The sequence below is a fragment of the Autumnicola edwardsiae genome (assembly GCF_031846505.1).
In the GTDB taxonomy this organism is placed as follows: Bacteria; Bacteroidota; Bacteroidia; order Flavobacteriales; family Flavobacteriaceae; genus Autumnicola; species Autumnicola edwardsiae.
This window is the reverse complement of sequence record NZ_JAVRHP010000031.1, coordinates 19745-36118: the sequence shown is the minus strand read 5'-3', so window position 1 is coordinate 36118 and position 16374 is coordinate 19745. Positions and strand designations below refer to the sequence as shown.

At 39.1% G+C, this 16374-nt stretch carries 18 protein-coding genes and 1 pseudogene; 6 read left to right on the top strand and 13 right to left on the bottom strand.

The annotated features are described in order from the left end of the window. From RM529_RS07930 to RM529_RS07920, 3 genes and pseudogenes are all read left to right on the top strand, one after another. Positions 1-210: CoA-transferase (locus RM529_RS07930; protein ID WP_311484270.1), on the top strand; the 210-nt coding region annotated here is incomplete at its 5' end. Between the two features lie 32 nt (positions 211-242). Continuing rightward, a pseudogene (locus RM529_RS07925) lies at positions 243-589 on the top strand (four helix bundle protein). A gap of 149 nt (positions 590-738) precedes the next feature. Further along, positions 739-1392 (top strand): 3-oxoacid CoA-transferase subunit B, encoded by a 654-nt coding sequence (locus RM529_RS07920; protein WP_311484269.1) that lies wholly within the window; start codon positions 739-741, stop codon positions 1390-1392. Positions 1393-1431: 39 nt separating this feature from the next. Here RM529_RS07920 and RM529_RS07915 read toward each other — a convergent pair whose 3' ends face one another. The 13 genes from RM529_RS07915 to hemA all read right to left on the bottom strand — a co-directional run bounded on the left by RM529_RS07915 (position 1432) and on the right by hemA (position 12699). Beyond that, entirely contained in the window at positions 1432-2577 is a 1146-nt protein-coding gene (locus RM529_RS07915; RefSeq protein WP_311484268.1) for a serine hydrolase domain-containing protein, read from the bottom strand. Positions 2578-2592: 15 nt separating this feature from the next. Beyond that, positions 2593-3084, bottom strand: a complete 492-nt coding sequence (locus RM529_RS07910) for a methylated-DNA--[protein]-cysteine S-methyltransferase (protein WP_311484267.1) — start codon at positions 3082-3084, stop codon at positions 2593-2595. Then, positions 3020-4147, bottom strand: coding sequence for a CNNM domain-containing protein (locus RM529_RS07905; protein WP_311484266.1), 1128 nt, complete (start codon positions 4145-4147; stop codon positions 3020-3022). The genes RM529_RS07910 and RM529_RS07905 overlap by 65 nt, the downstream gene beginning before the upstream one ends. A 137-nt stretch (positions 4148-4284) precedes the next feature. Beyond that, the gene (locus tag RM529_RS07900; protein ID WP_311484265.1) at positions 4285-4770 is read right to left on the bottom strand and encodes a hypothetical protein; all 486 of its coding nucleotides are present in this window, start codon (positions 4768-4770) and stop codon (positions 4285-4287) included. Positions 4771-4948: 178 nt separating this feature from the next. Further along, positions 4949-5296 (bottom strand): hypothetical protein, encoded by a 348-nt coding sequence (locus tag RM529_RS07895; RefSeq protein ID WP_311484264.1) that lies wholly within the window; start codon positions 5294-5296, stop codon positions 4949-4951. 181 nt (positions 5297-5477) lie between these two features. After that, on the bottom strand, positions 5478-6461 hold the full coding sequence (gene hemB, locus RM529_RS07890) for a porphobilinogen synthase (protein ID WP_311484263.1): 984 nt from the start codon (positions 6459-6461) through the stop codon (positions 5478-5480). 105 nt (positions 6462-6566) lie between these two features. Next, entirely contained in the window at positions 6567-7472 is a 906-nt protein-coding gene (gene hemF, locus RM529_RS07885) for an oxygen-dependent coproporphyrinogen oxidase (protein WP_311484262.1), read from the bottom strand. A gap of 54 nt (positions 7473-7526) precedes the next feature. Beyond that, positions 7527-8024, bottom strand: a complete 498-nt coding sequence (locus RM529_RS07880; RefSeq protein WP_311484261.1) for a DUF6973 domain-containing protein — start codon at positions 8022-8024, stop codon at positions 7527-7529. 3 nt (positions 8025-8027) lie between these two features. After that, positions 8028-9053, bottom strand: a complete 1026-nt coding sequence (gene hemE / locus RM529_RS07875; protein WP_311484260.1) for a uroporphyrinogen decarboxylase — start codon at positions 9051-9053, stop codon at positions 8028-8030. A gap of 116 nt (positions 9054-9169) precedes the next feature. Then, positions 9170-9721: a hypothetical protein gene (locus RM529_RS07870; protein WP_311484259.1), complete on the bottom strand. Its 552-nt coding sequence runs from the start codon at positions 9719-9721 to the stop codon at positions 9170-9172. 164 nt (positions 9722-9885) lie between these two features. Continuing rightward, positions 9886-10527 (bottom strand): uroporphyrinogen-III synthase, encoded by a 642-nt coding sequence (locus RM529_RS07865; protein WP_311484258.1) that lies wholly within the window; start codon positions 10525-10527, stop codon positions 9886-9888. A 4-nt stretch (positions 10528-10531) separates the two neighbouring features. Further along, the gene (gene hemC / locus RM529_RS07860) at positions 10532-11446 is read right to left on the bottom strand and encodes a hydroxymethylbilane synthase (RefSeq protein WP_311484257.1); all 915 of its coding nucleotides are present in this window, start codon (positions 11444-11446) and stop codon (positions 10532-10534) included. Next, on the bottom strand, positions 11443-12699 hold the full coding sequence (gene hemA, locus RM529_RS07855; RefSeq protein ID WP_311484256.1) for a glutamyl-tRNA reductase: 1257 nt from the start codon (positions 12697-12699) through the stop codon (positions 11443-11445). Before hemA ends, hemC begins: the two co-directional genes overlap by 4 nt. Positions 12700-12897: 198 nt before the next feature. Between hemA and RM529_RS07850 the strand changes: the two genes are divergently transcribed. The 3 genes from RM529_RS07850 to RM529_RS07840 all read left to right on the top strand — a co-directional run bounded on the left by RM529_RS07850 (position 12898) and on the right by RM529_RS07840 (position 16332). After that, on the top strand, positions 12898-13797 hold the full coding sequence (locus RM529_RS07850) for an AraC family transcriptional regulator (protein ID WP_311484255.1): 900 nt from the start codon (positions 12898-12900) through the stop codon (positions 13795-13797). A 148-nt stretch (positions 13798-13945) separates the two neighbouring features. Further along, entirely contained in the window at positions 13946-14980 is a 1035-nt protein-coding gene (hemH, locus tag RM529_RS07845; protein ID WP_311484254.1) for a ferrochelatase, read from the top strand. Further along, positions 14980-16332, top strand: a complete 1353-nt coding sequence (locus RM529_RS07840; protein ID WP_311484253.1) for an MATE family efflux transporter — start codon at positions 14980-14982, stop codon at positions 16330-16332. The genes hemH and RM529_RS07840 overlap by 1 nt, the downstream gene beginning before the upstream one ends. Positions 16333-16374 lie beyond the last annotated feature (42 nt).

Genomic DNA, 16374 nt, shown 5'->3' with positions numbered 1-16374 from the left:
GGTAACCTTATTTTTAAAGGAACGGCGAGGAATTTTAATTCGTTAATGTGTGGTGCGGCAAAAGTAACCGTAGTAGAAGTAGAGGAACTGGTAGAGCCCGGGGAGCTGGACCCAAACCAGATCCACATTCCGGGAATATTTGTACAAAGGATTTTTGAAGGAAAGAATTATGAAAAAAGGATTGAGAAAAGGACGATACGGGAAAAGTAATTTGAAAATTTGCCAATTTGAGGATTTGAAAATTGAGAGATGACAGGAAAAATATAATTGTAGATAAAACCTTTGAATTTGCACTAAGAGTAATCTCGTTTTCCGAAGAATTAAGAAAGGATAAAAAGTTTGAACTCGCTTCTCAATTTTTTAAGTCTGGCACATCGATAGGAGCGAATGTTCGGGAAGCTCAAAATGCCGAAAGTCCGGCAGATTTTATACATAAGTTTAAAATAGCAGCAAAAGAGGCAGATGGCTGGAATTATGCCAAAAATCTGAATTGCTGCCCGATCCACCGGAAGCGCTAAAGGTAGAAATAGATAGTATTATCAGAATTATATCTAAAATTATTAGTTCAAGTAAGAGGATTGGTAAATGAAGTTTAAAAGGTAGAATGCTCCAATTGAAGTAACTTTAATAGGATTTATATATGAAAAAGCTGCAAAAGAGCCCGAATAAGAAAAATGATTGAAGAGGGATAAAAACATCTTCAAATCAGCTAATTTTCAAATTCTCAAATTAAAAGAAATGTTAGACAAAGAAGGAATCGCGAAGCGAATAGCAAAAGAAGTTAAAGACGGGTATTACGTGAACCTGGGAATAGGTATCCCGACGTTGGTCGCCAATTTTGTAAGGGATGATATTGAAGTTGAATTCCAGAGTGAAAACGGGATTTTGGGGATGGGACCTTTTCCCGTAGAAGGAACTGAAGATGCCGATCTTATAAACGCCGGAAAACAGACCATCACGGCTCTTCCGGGTGCAAGTTTCTTCGATTCGGCTATGAGTTTTGGGATGATTCGCGGCAACCATGTAGACCTCACTATTCTGGGTGCTATGGAAGTTGCCGATAATGGGGATATTGCAAATTGGAAAATTCCGGGGAAAATGGTAAAAGGAATGGGGGGCGCGATGGATTTAGTTGCTTCCGCAGAAAATATTATTGTTGCCATGATGCATACCAACAGAGCCGGGGAATCTAAATTACTTCCGGAATGTACCCTGCCGCTAACCGGGGTTGGTTGTGTCACAAAAATTGTAACTGACCTGGCTGTGCTGGAAGTTACAAAGAACGGATTTAAACTGCTCGAAAGAGCTCCTGGGGTGAGTACAGACGATATTAAGGCAGCAACGACAGGCAGGCTTATCGTTGATGGGGAAATTCCGGAGATGAAATTATAAGATTAGTACTCTGGAGCTTTTTTAACAATTGCGTAATATTTAGTCCGCTTCCAGCATTTTACAAGCCTCTTCTATGTAGATAAAGAGGTCTGGAGAATGTTCCTGGTCATCCTCTTTTTTTATCAATTTTCGACCTAAACGTATAATTATCAGGTTATCTTCGGGAATTACGATTACATATTGTCCCAAAATTCCCCGCATATAGAAGAAATTTTTGTTCTGGTACGTGCTTAACCAAAATCCGTAGCCATACTGCGGACTTTCGTCAAAACGTGGATTTATGGACTGCGCAACATAAGAAGAATCCAGGATTTGCTGCCCATTCCACTTTCCGTGATCCTTGTATAGCTTTCCTATTTTCGCAAAATCCCTCGCGTTAGAAGCAATACAGCAGTACGCTTTTTCCATGCCGCTCTCCCGGCTGTCCAACTGCCACAGCGCATATTTTTGCATTCCCAGAGGCTTCCAGAAACTCTCGCTAAGATATTCTGAAAGAGTTGTGTTTGTAGCTTTTTCTATTAGCATTGCCAGCAAAATGGTATTTCCGCTAAGATATTTGAATTCGTCTCCGGGCTCTTCTGTAACCTCAAGATCCAGCACAAGCTCTCTAATATCTTTACCAAAATAAGCTTCAGCAGTCATTCCAAAAGGATTGTAGTAATTCTCGTTCCAGTTTAATCCCGAAGCCATAGAAGCAAGATCCCCTACCTTTAAAGCTTTGTCGAACTGCGGAAAATAATCTGCAACTGGCTGTTCCAGGCTTTCTATGTGACCATCTTTTATGGCCCTTCCTAAAAGAGCTGATACAATACTCTTAGCCATAGAAAATGAATTTGTTCTTGAATCTTTGCTGTAGCCGTTATAATATTCTTCAAACCAGATACTATCATTCTTAATAATCAGGAAAGCTGCCGTACCAAGCTCTTCGTTTAGATCCCGAAGATCTTCTGTAGGATTAACAATGTTATAATCATCATGTCCTGGCCATTCCTGAATGTTTTCGGAAACTGCTATCCTGCGGTTCTGGAATTCGGTATAATCATCAATATAGGCTGTAGTATGGCCTTGAAGGTAAGTAATTCCTATTGCCCTGAAGATATAGCCATAACCAAGAAAGTAGATCAAGGCCGCAGCCAGAAGCAGACAACAAAAAAAGTAGCCAAAATAACGGAAGGTTTTTCTCATAAATTTTAATTGTAGCTAAAATAAACGCTGCTGTGCTGAAGGGTTTTCGTGTTCCAATAGCCATTTTTTGCGGTGCAGGCCTCCTGCATATCCGGTGAGTGAACCATCGCTGCCAATAACCCTGTGGCAGGGAGTAACGATCCATAAAGGGTTCTTTCCATTTGCAGCGGCTACTGCTCTAACTGCCTTTACATCTCCGATTTTTCTGGATAACTCGAGGTAAGAAATGGTTTTCCCAAAAGGAATTTTAAGTAAAGCCGTCCATACTTTCTTCTGAAAAGTTGTGCCGGTAGGATTTAGTTCTAAATCAAACTTTTTCAGATTACCTTCAAAATAAGCTTTTAGTTGCCGGACAACTGGAAGCAATAAATCAGGAAGTTCTTCAGAAACCGGCAGATTTTCTTCTGTAATTTTTATTTCCGAAATTCCCTCTTCGTCCCCGCTAATCTTTATTATCCCCAGCGGAGTCTTCAGATGGGCTGTTTCCCTCTTTAACAGTGTCTTCATTGTCCTTACGTTGTATAAGCCCGAGCTTTTTTGCCCGTCGTTCCCAGTTTTGCCTTGCAAGCAACTGCATATCTTCAATATTATCACTTTCATCCATTATTTCCAGCCCCAAAAGGGTTTCGATAATATCCTCCATTGTTACCAGTCCTACCGTATTTCCATATTCATCTACCACTATAGACATGTGGGTCCTTTGCTGCACATAGATTTCAAAGAGTTCGGGTATGGGGGTGCTGGCGTTGGTCACAGAAATGTCGCGTTTTAAGCTACTTAAAGGTTCATCGCCCCGCTCTTCAATCATTTCTTCCAGTACTTCATCCTTCAGGATAAACCCGGTGATATTATTCGCTTTATCTTTATAAATGGGAATTCTTGAGAATCTGAGGTTTTTATGATTACGATGAAATTCTGCAATTGTAGTGTTTTCATCTTCAGTAACTGCTACAGAAAAAGGTGTCATTACATCTTTGGCTTCAACAGATTTAAAAACCAGCAAATTTTTAATTACGGTGGTTTCGCTTTCCTTCAGCATACCTTCTTCTTCGGCAGCATCGGTAATTGCTATAAATTCTTCAGGACTCATCGTACTCACATGTGCCGATTTTCCTATTAATTTGGTAAAGAGCATCATTAACCATAAAATCCCGGTATAACGAAGTGGAAAAATCATCACTTTTAAAGTCTTGGCAGTAAAGTTGCCCAGAGATTGCCAATAGGTCGCTCCAATCGTCTTCGGAATAATTTCTGAAATGATTAAAATCGCCATTGTCATAACTGCAGAAACAATTCCCACGGCATTTCCACCGTCACCAAATGCTTTTTCGGCCTGCACTCCAACCAAAATCGCCCCCACTGTATGAGCAATCGTATTAACCGTAAGAATGGCAATTAAAGGCTGATCTATATTCTTTTTAAAATTCTGAAGGGTTTTGGCATAAGCCTTACCTTCCTTGGTTTTAACTCTTATATAGGTGGGTGTAATGCTTAATAGAACCGATTCCAACAGAGAACACAGAAAAGAGAAGAAAATTGAAAGAACAGCATAAAGAATAAGTAATCCCATTGGTTTTGCGAATGTTTTTAAAAAACTAAGTTAATATTTCTTAGCAGAACATAGAATAAAGAAATCCTAAAACCGCTAAAACTAAAGGCTGTTAACTCCTGTGAGTTAACAGCCTTTGTCTCTAATAACAGAATATCTTATATAGAAAGATTAGCTTTTATAAGCTTTTCCCATTTAAGTGCAGATGTAAGACGAGTGCCCACATCTGTACCGTCCCTGGCGTCCTCGTCATAAAATAGGATTTGAGAAACCTTTTCCCCTCTTTTATTTTCCATAAGTTCAATACTTACCTGCATAATCTTTTCGCGATCTTTAAAGCTTGATGGGTTTGGGGTCACCTTCTTTAAAATTTTGCTATCACTTATTTTTACAAGATCAACAAGAGTGGTTTTATCGTTATCTGGTTCTATAGCCAAAAGTTTTTTATTGCCGGAATCCAGTCCCAGCAGGAGTGAGTTTGAAACTTCGGTATGATCAAATTTTAGATTATAACGAGCTCCTTCTTCGATTAGTTTTTTCAACAGCTTTTTATCTTGCAAAGATTGTTTCCAGATTACATAAAGAACCGGAGCTATAAAAAGGAGTAGCAGAATGCTGCCAATTGTTATTGATGCTGTATCCATTTTTTTGTTTTTAATGATTGTTAAGGCATCAGAAAAGCTGATTGCCTTCTGAATTAGTTTCAGGCTTTCCTTTTTTAATGGAATATTACTTTGAAATAATTCAGGATTTATGAATGAATTTTATAACTGACTTTGCCTTCGGTAAAAAAACGATAGGCAACTTTAATTCATTCAGTCATTACCAAAAAACGTGAAATGGAAAGATTTGATGCTTGAGTAAACTTTTAATATCCTGAAGGTAGATCCAGGATTTATATTCTTCGGAATTTTTGAAGGACGAAAACCTGAATGATCTGGATTTCGAAAACAAGCCCAAATCCACAGGAGAATCACGGGTAACTTCAGAAATAATTTCAGCAGAAAACTCCTGGAAGTATAGTAAACCTTTACCGTAATCTTTCTGAAGGTTTTCGCTACTTCCGAAATTCAAATCAACCTCTTCTGGAGCTGAAGTATTTGCAATAGCCGGAGTGCTGAAACTACTGTAAAGCAGGATCAGCAAAAAAGAAATTGCGCTATTTAACATGTTGAATTTCACGACTCAAATCTACGCAGAAAGAGGATTCGTTATCAAAATTTAACTTTAATTATTCTTTGTTACTGTTTTTACTCAATTCTAATAGCAACAGGTGTTAAAGAAAAATGGAAATAAAAAAAGACCCTTTTTTTATTAAGCAGGGTCTTTTTTACGTTCTTAGAAGTTTTGATCAGTATATCAACTTTACAGCATCTTTGGCAAAATAACTGGCGATTAAAGTTGCCCCGGCACGTTTTATTGCTGTGAGCTGTTCCAGAACCACAGCATCGTGCTCCAACCAACCCCTTTCTGCGGCAGCTTTTATCATGGCATATTCGCCGCTCACCTGGTACACGGCAACGGGAACATTTACAGCATTTTTGATATCACGTACAATATCCAGGTAACAAAGTCCGGGTTTTACCATTACAATATCGGCCCCTTCCTGGATGTCCATCAAAGTTTCTTTAATAGCCTCGTCGCGGTTGGCGGGATCCATCTGATAGGTTTTTTTATCCTTCGGAATATCTTTTGCATCCACAGGAGCTGAATCTAACGCGTCACGAAACGGCCCGTAAAAAGCAGAAGCAAATTTTGCACTGTAGCTCATAATTCCGGTGTCATGGAAACCTTCGTCTTCCAACAAACTTCGCATCTCAAAAATTCGTCCATCCATCATATCGCTGGGAGCGACAAAATCTGCTCCTGCTTTGGCGTGAGATAAAGACATTTCGGCTAAAACAGCGGCAGAATCATCGTTTAGGATTTTACCATCGGCAACAATCCCATCGTGTCCAAAAGAAGAGTATGGATCCAGCGCAACATCGGTCATCACCAGCATTTCCGGTACTGCGTTTTTCACAGTTTTTACAGCACGTTGCATGAGTCCGTCTGGATTTAAAGCTTCGGTACCTGCATTGTCCTTCAATTTTTCCGGAACTTTTACAAAAAGCAGAACAGATTTCAATCCAAGGTTCCAAAGTTCCTTTACTTCTTTTTCCAGTAAATCCAGGCTGTACCGGTAATAATTAGGCATAGAAGCTATTTCTTCCTTTACATTTTTTCCTTCCACCACAAAAAGCGGAACAAGAAAATCATTCGGTGTAATTGCAGTTTCACGAACCAAGCTTCTTATTGCTTCTCCCGTTCTTAATCTTCGATTTCGTATTAGCATGGTTTTATATTCTAAGTTTTAAAGCTTTAAGCGTTAAGCGGTAGGCTTAAAGCTATATTATTCATTAAGAACGATAGACTCTCTACCGTCTAACGTCTCTTTTCGCTACACCCAATTTTTTACAGGTTTCCTCAATACTTCAAGCAATTTCTCTTCTTCGCTTCCCGGCTCGGGATGATGGTCGTAAACCCACTGTACATGCGGTGGCAGGCTCATTAAAATACTCTCTATCCTGCCGTTCGTTTTTAACCCGAAAAGTGTGCCTTTGTCGTGTACCAGGTTAAATTCCACATACCGGCCTCTTCTTATTTCCTGCCAGGTTCGTTGTTCTTCAGAATAAGATAAATTCTTCCTTTTTTCCACTATAGGAACATAAGCCTGAAGAAAACTATCACCAACTTCGGTTACAAAACTATACCAGTCTTCAATACTCATTTCTTCGGAAGCTTTACAGTAGTCAAAGAATAATCCGCCAATTCCGCGGGCTTCATCGCGATGGGAATTCCAGAAATATTCATCGCACTTTTTCTTGTATTCCGGATAAAATTCAGGATTAGTTTTGTCGCAGGCATTTTTACAAACCTGATGAAAATGCACTGCGTCTTCTTCAAAAAGGTAATACGGAGTCAGATCCTGGCCGCCACCAAACCATTGGTCAATGGTATTTCCTTCTTTGTCATACATTTCAAAATAACGCCAGTTGGCGTGAACAGTAGGCACCATAGGATTTTTTGGATGTAGCACGAGACTAAGTCCGCAGGCAAAAAAATCAACTTCTCCAACTTTAAAATATTTTTGCATGGCCGGAGCAAGAGGGCCGTGAACTGCAGAAATGTTTACGCCACCTTTTTCAAAAACAGCTCCGTTTTCTATCACCCGTGTTCTTCCGCCGCCACCTTCAGCACGTTCCCAAAGGTCCTCCTGAAATTTAGCTTTTCCATCGATCTCCTCGAGTTTGCAAGTAATAGTATCCTGTAGATTTTCTATGTATTTATAAAACTTCTCCTTCATAATTAATTTCTATGTCTGTGTCAAAAATGTCTCGACTTTGCTCGACATCAGATGTCATTTCTTAATGGTAATTTCTATAAAAACTAATTTATTTTTTGCTTTCTGTAGTTCTTCAGGTTTTTCAATTTGTCTTGCCGTATCCATCATTCCCTTCAGAAGGTCGATAATTGCCATTTTTGAGCCTGCATATTTTTTGAATAATTTTCGCCCTACTTCATTATTATGGAGATCCATTTCCCTCTCCAGCTCTTCGTTAGGAGAGAGTTTTTCATGCAAATCGGTCACTTTTTTACTCCAAAACCTGCTTTTTTCAGAAGAACCGGAAATTTTATAGCAATTTTCGCTTATCAGGTAGTTCCAGAGAGCGTGTCTGAACGCATTGGCCTTTCCGTTCTTATGATGTCGATCTCCAAAAAGGCCATTGCAGGTTTTTAAGGTCTCTTTTGTGGCTTTGTAAGTGGCAAAGGCAAATCGGGGATTGGAAACAGACAATCTGACCAGCAGCCAAACTTCCCGGAAATCCATTTTCCGAAGCCTTGCCGAAATTGCCATTTTTTAACCTCTATATTCCTTAACAGCATCTACGAATGCCCTTGCGTTTTCTACCGGAATATCGGGTAAAATTCCGTGGCCCAGATTGGCGATGTAAGCATCTTTTCCAAACTCATTAATCATCTGGTTCACCATTTTTTTAATTTCTGAAGGTAGTGAATAAAGTCTTGCAGGATCAAAATTCCCCTGAAGCGTAATTTTCCCTCCACTCAAATAACGTGCGTTCCGGGCAGTACAGGTCCAATCTACTCCCAGCGCCGCAGCACCAGATTCAGACATTTCCTTTAAAGCAAACCAGCAGCCTTTTCCATAAGCGATTACGGGAACTTCATTTTTTAAAGCATCAATAATCTGCTGCATATATTGCCAGGAAAAAGTTTGATAATCTACAGGAGAAAGCATACCGCCCCAGGAATCAAAAAGCTGGACAGCGTCCACGCCGGCCGCAATTTTAGCTTTTAAATAAGCAATGGTGGTATCTGTAATTTTTTGTAGTAGGATATGAGCTGCTTCAGGATTTGTGAAACAGAATTTCTTGGCAAGATCAAAGTTTTTGGATCCCTGACCCTGTACTGTATAACACAAAATCGTCCACGGCGAACCGGCGAAACCAATTAATGGCACTTCATCATTAAGTTCCTGTTTAGTCATTTTTATGGCGTCAAAAACGTATTGAAGTTCTTCCTGAACATCGGGAACATTAACCTGGTTTACACCTTTGGTAGTTCTCACAGGATTGGGCAGCCAGGGCCCAACTCCCGGCTTCATTTCCACCTCAATATTCATCGCCTGCGGAATCACAAGAATGTCGCTAAACAGGATGGCGGCATCGGGACCAACCTGCCTGATGGGCATTACGGTAATTTCGGTGGCAAGTTCGGGAGTGCGGCAACGTGTAAAGAAGTCGTACTTTTCTTTCAATTTCATAAAGTCTGGCAAATACCTTCCTGCCTGGCGCATCATCCAAACCGGTGGCCGTTCTACAGTTTCACCTCTTAATGCTTTTAGTAATAAATCGTTTTTGATCATGTTGTATGTTGTTTTAAACCTCACGAGGTTTAATTCCTTCTTTTTAATTCCATTTTCGCGGAATTACTTCTGGTTATACCTGCAAGGTCTTTTTTTGACCTTGTAGGTCTAATTTATTATTCCAATTTAAATTTTTCTTCTAACTCTAAACTTCTGTGTCTATGTGTGTATTCAAAATTTTGTAGATCATCAAATAAAGCAATTACTTTTTTTTTATTTAGTGAGGTCTCTTTTTTTGAAATAATAGTCTGATAAGATGAAAAACGAAATCTTTCAAAATTCTCACTAAGATGAAGTTGAGGATTAAGATGAATATAAATAACCAGCTTTTTTAAATACTCTTCATTGTGCAACCTAATTCTCTTAAAATGCTTTTCAAACAAACTTCCTGTTCTCTCTTGCTGTTTATTAAAGGCTTTGGCGTAAGCATTAAACAAATTCGAAAAAGCCTGAATAACTTCTTTGGGTTCTTTTTCAACTCTGATTAAGACATGGAAATGGTTACTTAGCAGGCAATAAGCAAAAGTAGAAACTTTTTCAGCAAGATATTTTTTATAGAGTTTTAGAAAATAGATTTTGTTCGCATCGCTTGCAAAGATAATATCAGCATTTATTCCTCTATTATAAATGTGATAGTAATAATCTTTTTCTAAATTTTCTAATTTCATTTACACTTTGGCACTTTTTCAGACCTACAAGGTTTTAAAAACCTTGCAGGAAATTCGTTTCTCCTGCAAGTTCTTTTTTGATCTTGTAGGTATAGTTTTTTAATCGCACTCCTTTTTAAAGTTTACTTTATCAGACCTATAAGTTTCATAACCTTCTAGGATCATTAAATTAAATTTTTTACCGCCTGTACAATCACGTTTTCTATACTCGGTTTGGTAGCGGTAACTATATTTTCGGTATGTTTTTTTGCTTCGGAAGCTGTTGTTTTTCCAATACAAAATACAATAGAATCCTTCAATTTATTTTCTTTTGTAAAACTCTGCACCGCACTGGGACTAAAAAACATGATTCCGTCGAATTCCTGCCGAAAATGTTGAAAATTAAGCCTGGTTTTATAAACTTCAATTTCTTCAAAAGCAATATTGTTCTCTTTTAAAACTGAAGGAATTTCGTCCCTTCGTTTATTTCCGCAGAAAAAGGTAAACTTCTGTTCATTATAATTATTGAGGACGATATTTGCCAAGTTTCGACCATAATCTGCAACTTCAACTATTTTGTAATTATGATCCCTAAGATATGCTGAAGTTTTCTCACCCACACAAAAACATTTTTCAATCGAAATGCACTTTTTTACGACGGCTTTAGCTGCATTTTTACTGGGAATGATCGCATTTTCAACTGAAATAGCTTCAAAATCGACAAAATCGATCTGAATAGCGTCATATTCCACAAATCTAAGTCCGGAATTTAAAACAAGCTGTTTTTGGGCAGTAGAAAGCTTTTTTGTGGAGAGGAGGGTTGGCATTTCCTTACTTTTTCATGACCTTTTTGAACTCCAGCATCAGTTCTTTTCCGCCTTTGTTCAAAATTTCTTCGGCACAGGCTTCTCCAAAACCTTCAATTTCATCTACAGGAACTTCTTTTTCTACTTCAAATTTCGTGCTTCCGTCAATACTTAAGAGTGACCCTTTAAAATGCACAATATCGTCCTTTACAGTCGCAATAGCCCCAATAGGTGCGGTACAACCACCTTCTAATTTCTTCAGAAATTCTCGTTCGATATGAACAGCGATTTCAGTTTCTCTATGGTTTAAAGCCGAAACAGCTTTTTGGCAAAATTCGTCCTCTTTCTTTACAACAATTAACATGGCACCCTGGGCGGGTGCGGGAATCATCCAATCAAGATCGATGAAATTATCTGGTTTTATTTCAATTCTTTCGAGTCCGGCCGCTGCGAATATTGCTCCGTTCCAGTCGCTATCTTCAAGTTTTTGCATGCGGGTGTTCACGTTACCGCGGAGGTCGACAACTTTGTGTGTGGGATATTTATTAAGCCATTGTGCTTTTCTGCGAAGGCTTCCGGTGGCAATAATTCCTTCGGCATCTAAGAAATCCAAACCTTTATGAACAAGAATATCGCTGAAATTTGCCCTTTTCATCACTGCACCTTCTATAATTCCTTTTGGAAGAGCTGTAGGAACGTCTTTCATAGAATGTACCGCAATGTCAATTTCATTTTTTATCATGGCGACATCCAGGGTTTTAGTGAAAATCCCGGTAATTCCCATCTCGTAGAGTGGTTGATCAAGGTTGAGGTCTCCGGAAGATTTTACCGGTACCAATTCACTTTCGTGGCCAAGTTTTTCCAATGCAGCCTGTACCGTTTTTGCCTGCCAGAGGGCAAGTTCACTATCGCGGGTGCCTATTCTAATTACTTTGTTCATTTCTGAAGTTCTTCAAGTTGAAAAACTTTCTGGATAAGTTCCAGGCTCTCATCTGTAGTATTGGAATCTCCTTTTAAATGATTGGCGAAATGCTTCATTATTTTCTGAATAATGCGATTGCTAACAATTTCTGCCTGCTCATCGTTAAAGTCGGCTATTTTTTTACGCTGAAAGTCCAATTCGGCATCTTTCATCGTTCTCAATTTCTTTTTTAGCGCTTTTATGGTAGGTGCAAATTTCCTGGTTTCCAGCCACTGATTAAATTCGTTTTCCACTTCTCCAATTATAACTTCTGCCTGCGGAATAAACTGCTTGCGCCGCTCCAGCGTCTCATCGGTAATTTTGGAGAGTTGATCCAGGTGCAGTAATTGCACATTTTCAAGCTTGGTTACATCTTCAGAAACATTCTTTGGAATGGACAAATCCAGGACCAGGAGATCTTTTTTGCAGTAAATAAGTTCTTTAGAAACCGTTGGGTTCTGAGCACCCGTAGCAACAATAAGGATGTCTGCTTTTCTAATTTCTGCCTGTAGATCTGCATAATCTTTAACAATAAGACTGAATTTTCCGGCTATTTTTTCAGCCTTGTCTTTTGTTCGGTTAATTAGCGTGATCTGGTTATTTTGTGTATGCTTTACAAGGTTTTCGCACGTATTTCTACCTATTTTTCCTGTTCCGAAGAGAAGAATATTTTTTTCTGAAACATTCTCTACATTATTCAGAATATATTGTACAGAAGCGAAAGAAACAGAAGTTGCCCCGCTGGAAATTTCAGTTTCGTTTTTAATTCTTTTACTGGCCTGAATTACTGCGTTTACAAGCCTTTCAAGAAAAGCATTCGCCACGTCAAACTCTTTTGAACGAGTAAAAGCCAGCCGTAACTGACTAATAATTTCAAAATCGCCCAGGATCTGACTGTCCAGGCCGGTACCTACACGAAACATGTGGGAAATAGCTTTCTTGTTCTTGTGAACGTAAGCCACTTTCTCAAATTCTTCTACAGTACCGTGAGTGTGTTCGCAAAGAAGTTTAATAAGCTGAAAAGGATGTTCAGCAAAACCGTAAATTTCTGTCCGGTTGCAGGTAGATGTCAGTAAAATCCCGTCTACACCTTCATCTTTAGCTTGTTGCAGCAATCTGTTCTTGGATTCTTCATCAAGGCTAAAATGTCCTCTTATTTCTGCATCGGCCTTTTTATAACTAAGGCCAATCGTATAAAAATGTTTTCCTTTAGAAATATGATAATCTTCCATGTACCTGTTTGGGGTATGAGGAGCAAAAGTACTATATAGAGAAAGTATAAAGTAACGCTGTAAGTACTAAATGTGTCGATAGATGATAATTATTAACAAAAAGTGAGACAAAATTTGAAAATGCCGTACTTTTGGAGTAAACCGAAAGGTTTTTGCTTTACAATTTGGTTTCATTCTAAATAAGAAAGAGAAAAAGCTATGGATGATCAAGTAAAAAATACCGCTGGAGGTTTAACAGAGGAAATAAAAGTGGAAGAGGGCTTCTTTGTACTCAAGTTTCAAAATGATACTAATGACACTCAACAAATGGTGCGGGACATAGATAATACTTTTATACAATTCCACTTTAGTGTAAAAGGGCATGGTAAATTTATGTTCAATAACAGCAGTTATGAACTTCCTTTAGTAGAAGAAAATTCACTTTTGCTTTATAATCCGCAGCGCAGTTTGCCTTTAAATCTCTCCCTGGCAGCAAATTCCTGGCTTATTTCGCTGGTTATTTCCATCAAAAAATTTCACTCCCTGTTTTCTCAGGAGGCTGGATATATCACTTTTTTAAGTAAGGAGAACCAGGATAAAAAATATTATAAGGATGCCCCCGTTTCTCCTTCAATGGCTATAGTGCTTAACCAGTTGATGAATTTTAACCTAACGCCCAGCATTAAAAATCTTTATTTTAAAGGTAAAGCATACGAGCTTTTAAGCCTTTATTTTAACAGGACTGAAGATCCCGATGTGGAGCAATGCCCTTTTTTAAGTGACGAAGAAAATATCCTGAAGATTAGAAAAGCAAAGGACATTGTAATTAATCGAATGGCAGAGCCACCTTCTTTACAGGATCTGGCAGAGGAAATTAACCTAAGCCTGAAAAAGCTGAAGGAAGGTTTTAAACAGATTTATGGGGATTCGGTTTATAGTTTTTTATTCGATTATAAGATGGAATACGCCCGAAAATTGCTGGACAGCGGGGAATATAACGTAAACGAAGTGGGGCTGAAAATAGGTTACAGCACTTCCAGTCATTTTATTGCTGCTTTCAAGAAAAAATTCGGTACTACGCCTAAAAAGTACGTGATGTCTTTACCTTCGACTACGTAAGTGCATTATTGTGAATTTCAGCAAAAAATCCTCCATTTTAGCAGGAAAAAATAAGTTTTCTTCTTCTATAGGGCAATAAGAAAGTATAATGCACAAGCTGTTTGCCCCTCAAATTATAGTTCTATTTTTGTTCTGAAAACGAAAAGTTATGAGTAAAGGTGCACTTCTTGTAAATCTGGGTTCTCCAGATAGTACAGATCCTAAAGACGTAAAAAAGTATCTTGGTGAATTCCTGATGGACGAAAGGGTTATAGATGTTCCTTACTGGGCACGAACGCTACTTGTTAAAGGAATAATATTGAATACCAGGCCAAAGAAATCTGCCGAAGCTTACCAGAAAATTTGGTGGGATGAAGGTTCTCCTCTAATTGTATTGTCGGAAAGATTACAGTCGAAAATTGACAAAATCACCTCTGTACCTGTCGCGCTCGCAATGAGGTATGGGAGTCCCAATATTTTATCTGGATTACAGGAGTTGCATGATAAAGGTGTAGATGAGGTACTTATTTTTCCGCTTTATCCCCAATTCGCCATGGCTACTACCGAGACGATTCTGGTTTTGGCCGAAGAACTGCGAAAGGAACATTTTCCGGAGATGAAATTCACAAGCGTGCCTGCATTTTATAATCATCCGGATTATATAAGGACTCTGGCAAACAGCATTTCCGAAGAATTAAAAGGCGTGGATTTTGAGCATCTTTTGTTTTCTTATCACGGAGTGCCGGAAAGGCACATACGTAAGAGCGATATTACCAATTCTCATTGTAAAATAGATGGTTCCTGTTGTAAGACAGCTTCTACAGCACATCAATTCTGTTACAGGCACCAGTGTTATGAAACTACGCGGCTGGTGGCAGAATACCTTGAATTAAAAGAAAATACGTATAGCGTTTCTTTCCAGTCTAGATTAGGATTTGATCCGTGGTTACAGCCTTATACAGACAGGACTATAGAAAGGTTCGGGAATCAGGGAATGAAAAAACTGGCCATAGTTACACCCGCTTTTGTTTCAGACTGTCTCGAAACCCTCGAAGAAATAGCCATGGAAGGCGAAGAGATTTTTCATGAAGTTGGAGGTAAGGAATTTACTGTTGTGCCATGTCTAAACGATCGGCATGACTGGGTGAATGTTCTTGGCAGGTGGATTGATGAATGGGCTTACCAAAAGCCTGTTGAAGCATAATGGCAAGGATAGATTCGGCGGCACTGGGAAACAGGCCAATCAGTAGATTATTGATTCAGCAGGCCGCACCGGCTTCGGTGGGAATCCTGGTAATGTCCCTTAACATCCTTATTGATACAATATTTGTTGGGAACTGGATAGGCCCCACAGCCATTGCGGCAATAAATGTCGTTTTACCTGTATCCTTTTTTATAGCTGCTTTAGGTATGGCTATTGGGATAGGTGGTTCTTCTATTATTTCCAGGGCGCTTGGTGCAGAGCAGCAGGACAGAGCGCTTAAAACTTTTGGAAATCAAATTACGCTCACGCTACTTCTTACCATTACCATGGTTGTTGTGGGGCTTGTATTTATAAATGATCTTATTCCTGCTTTTGGTGGTAAAGGTGACATCTTTGATCCTGCAAAAGTTTATTACCGCGTGGTGCTTTACGGGGTACCTTTCCTAGCGTTATGCATGATGGGGAACAGTGTGATAAGGGCAGAAGGAAAGCCGAATTTTGCAATGGCGGCGATGATAATTCCTTCGGTAGGCAACCTAATCCTGGATTATTTTTTAATATATAAGCTGGAAATGGGGATGCTTGGAGCCGCGTGGGCTACAACAGCTTCCTATGTGTTTTGTCTTGGTTACGTGGTCTGGTTTTTTCTCTCTAAAAATTCTGAATTAAAAATAAGCTGGCCACATTTTGGGTTTGACTGGCCTATTCTTAAGGAAATTTCCTCCCTTGGTTTCGTCACCCTTGCCAGGCAGGCGGTGGTAAGTATCACTTATTTGCTGATGAACAATATCCTGTTTGATCTTGGCGGAGAGGATTCTGTTACCGTCTATGCTATTATCGGCAGGATGCTAATGTTCGCACTTTTTCCCGTGCTTGGGGTAACACAGGGATTTTTACCTATTGCGGGATTTAATTATGGTGCAAAAAAATATGCCCGGGTGCGGAAGAGTATAAATACAGCGATTCTATATGCGGTAATTCTGGGTTTACTGGTTTTTACCGGAATAATGAGTTTTGCTGAAGAAATAGTAAAAATTTTTACAGATAATGCCACTATTATAGCAGAAACTCCAGATGCCATGCGCTGGGTTTTTGCCGCCACACCAATAATTGCACTTCAGTTAATAGGCGCGGCATATTTTCAGGCAGTAGGCAAGGCTGTTCCGGCTTTTTTACTCACCCTTTCCAGGCAGGGTTTTTTCTTTATTCCGTTGGTGCTAATTTTGCCGCGGTTCTATGGAGAAATTGGCGTCTGGATTTCTTTTCCAATTGCCGATTTCCTTTCCACCGTAGTGACAGGATATTTTCTAAACCGGGAAATAAGAAAAAGCCTTAAAACAGAGACTGCTTAGACACTGTTTCGGCATAGCACTTTATTAGTTATATTTGTAATA

Bases quoted from the DNA above. Each gene is read 5' to 3' on its own strand.
- RM529_RS07920 (WP_311484269.1), top strand. From the start codon at position 739: ATGTTAGACAAAGAAGGAATCGCGAAGCGAATAGCAAAAGAAGTTAAA.
- RM529_RS07915 (WP_311484268.1), bottom strand. From the start codon at position 2,577: ATGAGAAAAACCTTCCGTTATTTTGGCTACTTTTTTTGTTGTCTGCTT.
- RM529_RS07910 (WP_311484267.1), bottom strand. From the start codon at position 3,084: ATGAAGACACTGTTAAAGAGGGAAACAGCCCATCTGAAGACTCCGCTG.
- RM529_RS07905 (WP_311484266.1), bottom strand. From the start codon at position 4,147: ATGGGATTACTTATTCTTTATGCTGTTCTTTCAATTTTCTTCTCTTTT.
- RM529_RS07900 (WP_311484265.1), bottom strand. From the start codon at position 4,770: ATGGATACAGCATCAATAACAATTGGCAGCATTCTGCTACTCCTTTTT.
- RM529_RS07895 (WP_311484264.1), bottom strand. From the start codon at position 5,296: ATGTTAAATAGCGCAATTTCTTTTTTGCTGATCCTGCTTTACAGTAGT.
- hemB (WP_311484263.1), bottom strand. From the start codon at position 6,461: ATGCTAATACGAAATCGAAGATTAAGAACGGGAGAAGCAATAAGAAGC.
- hemF (WP_311484262.1), bottom strand. From the start codon at position 7,472: ATGAAGGAGAAGTTTTATAAATACATAGAAAATCTACAGGATACTATT.
- RM529_RS07880 (WP_311484261.1), bottom strand. From the start codon at position 8,024: ATGGCAATTTCGGCAAGGCTTCGGAAAATGGATTTCCGGGAAGTTTGG.
- hemE (WP_311484260.1), bottom strand. From the start codon at position 9,053: ATGATCAAAAACGATTTATTACTAAAAGCATTAAGAGGTGAAACTGTA.
- RM529_RS07870 (WP_311484259.1), bottom strand. From the start codon at position 9,721: ATGAAATTAGAAAATTTAGAAAAAGATTATTACTATCACATTTATAAT.
- RM529_RS07865 (WP_311484258.1), bottom strand. From the start codon at position 10,527: ATGCCAACCCTCCTCTCCACAAAAAAGCTTTCTACTGCCCAAAAACAG.
- hemC (WP_311484257.1), bottom strand. From the start codon at position 11,446: ATGAACAAAGTAATTAGAATAGGCACCCGCGATAGTGAACTTGCCCTC.
- hemA (WP_311484256.1), bottom strand. From the start codon at position 12,699: ATGGAAGATTATCATATTTCTAAAGGAAAACATTTTTATACGATTGGC.
- RM529_RS07850 (WP_311484255.1), top strand. From the start codon at position 12,898: ATGGATGATCAAGTAAAAAATACCGCTGGAGGTTTAACAGAGGAAATA.
- hemH (WP_311484254.1), top strand. From the start codon at position 13,946: ATGAGTAAAGGTGCACTTCTTGTAAATCTGGGTTCTCCAGATAGTACA.
- RM529_RS07840 (WP_311484253.1), top strand. From the start codon at position 14,980: ATGGCAAGGATAGATTCGGCGGCACTGGGAAACAGGCCAATCAGTAGA.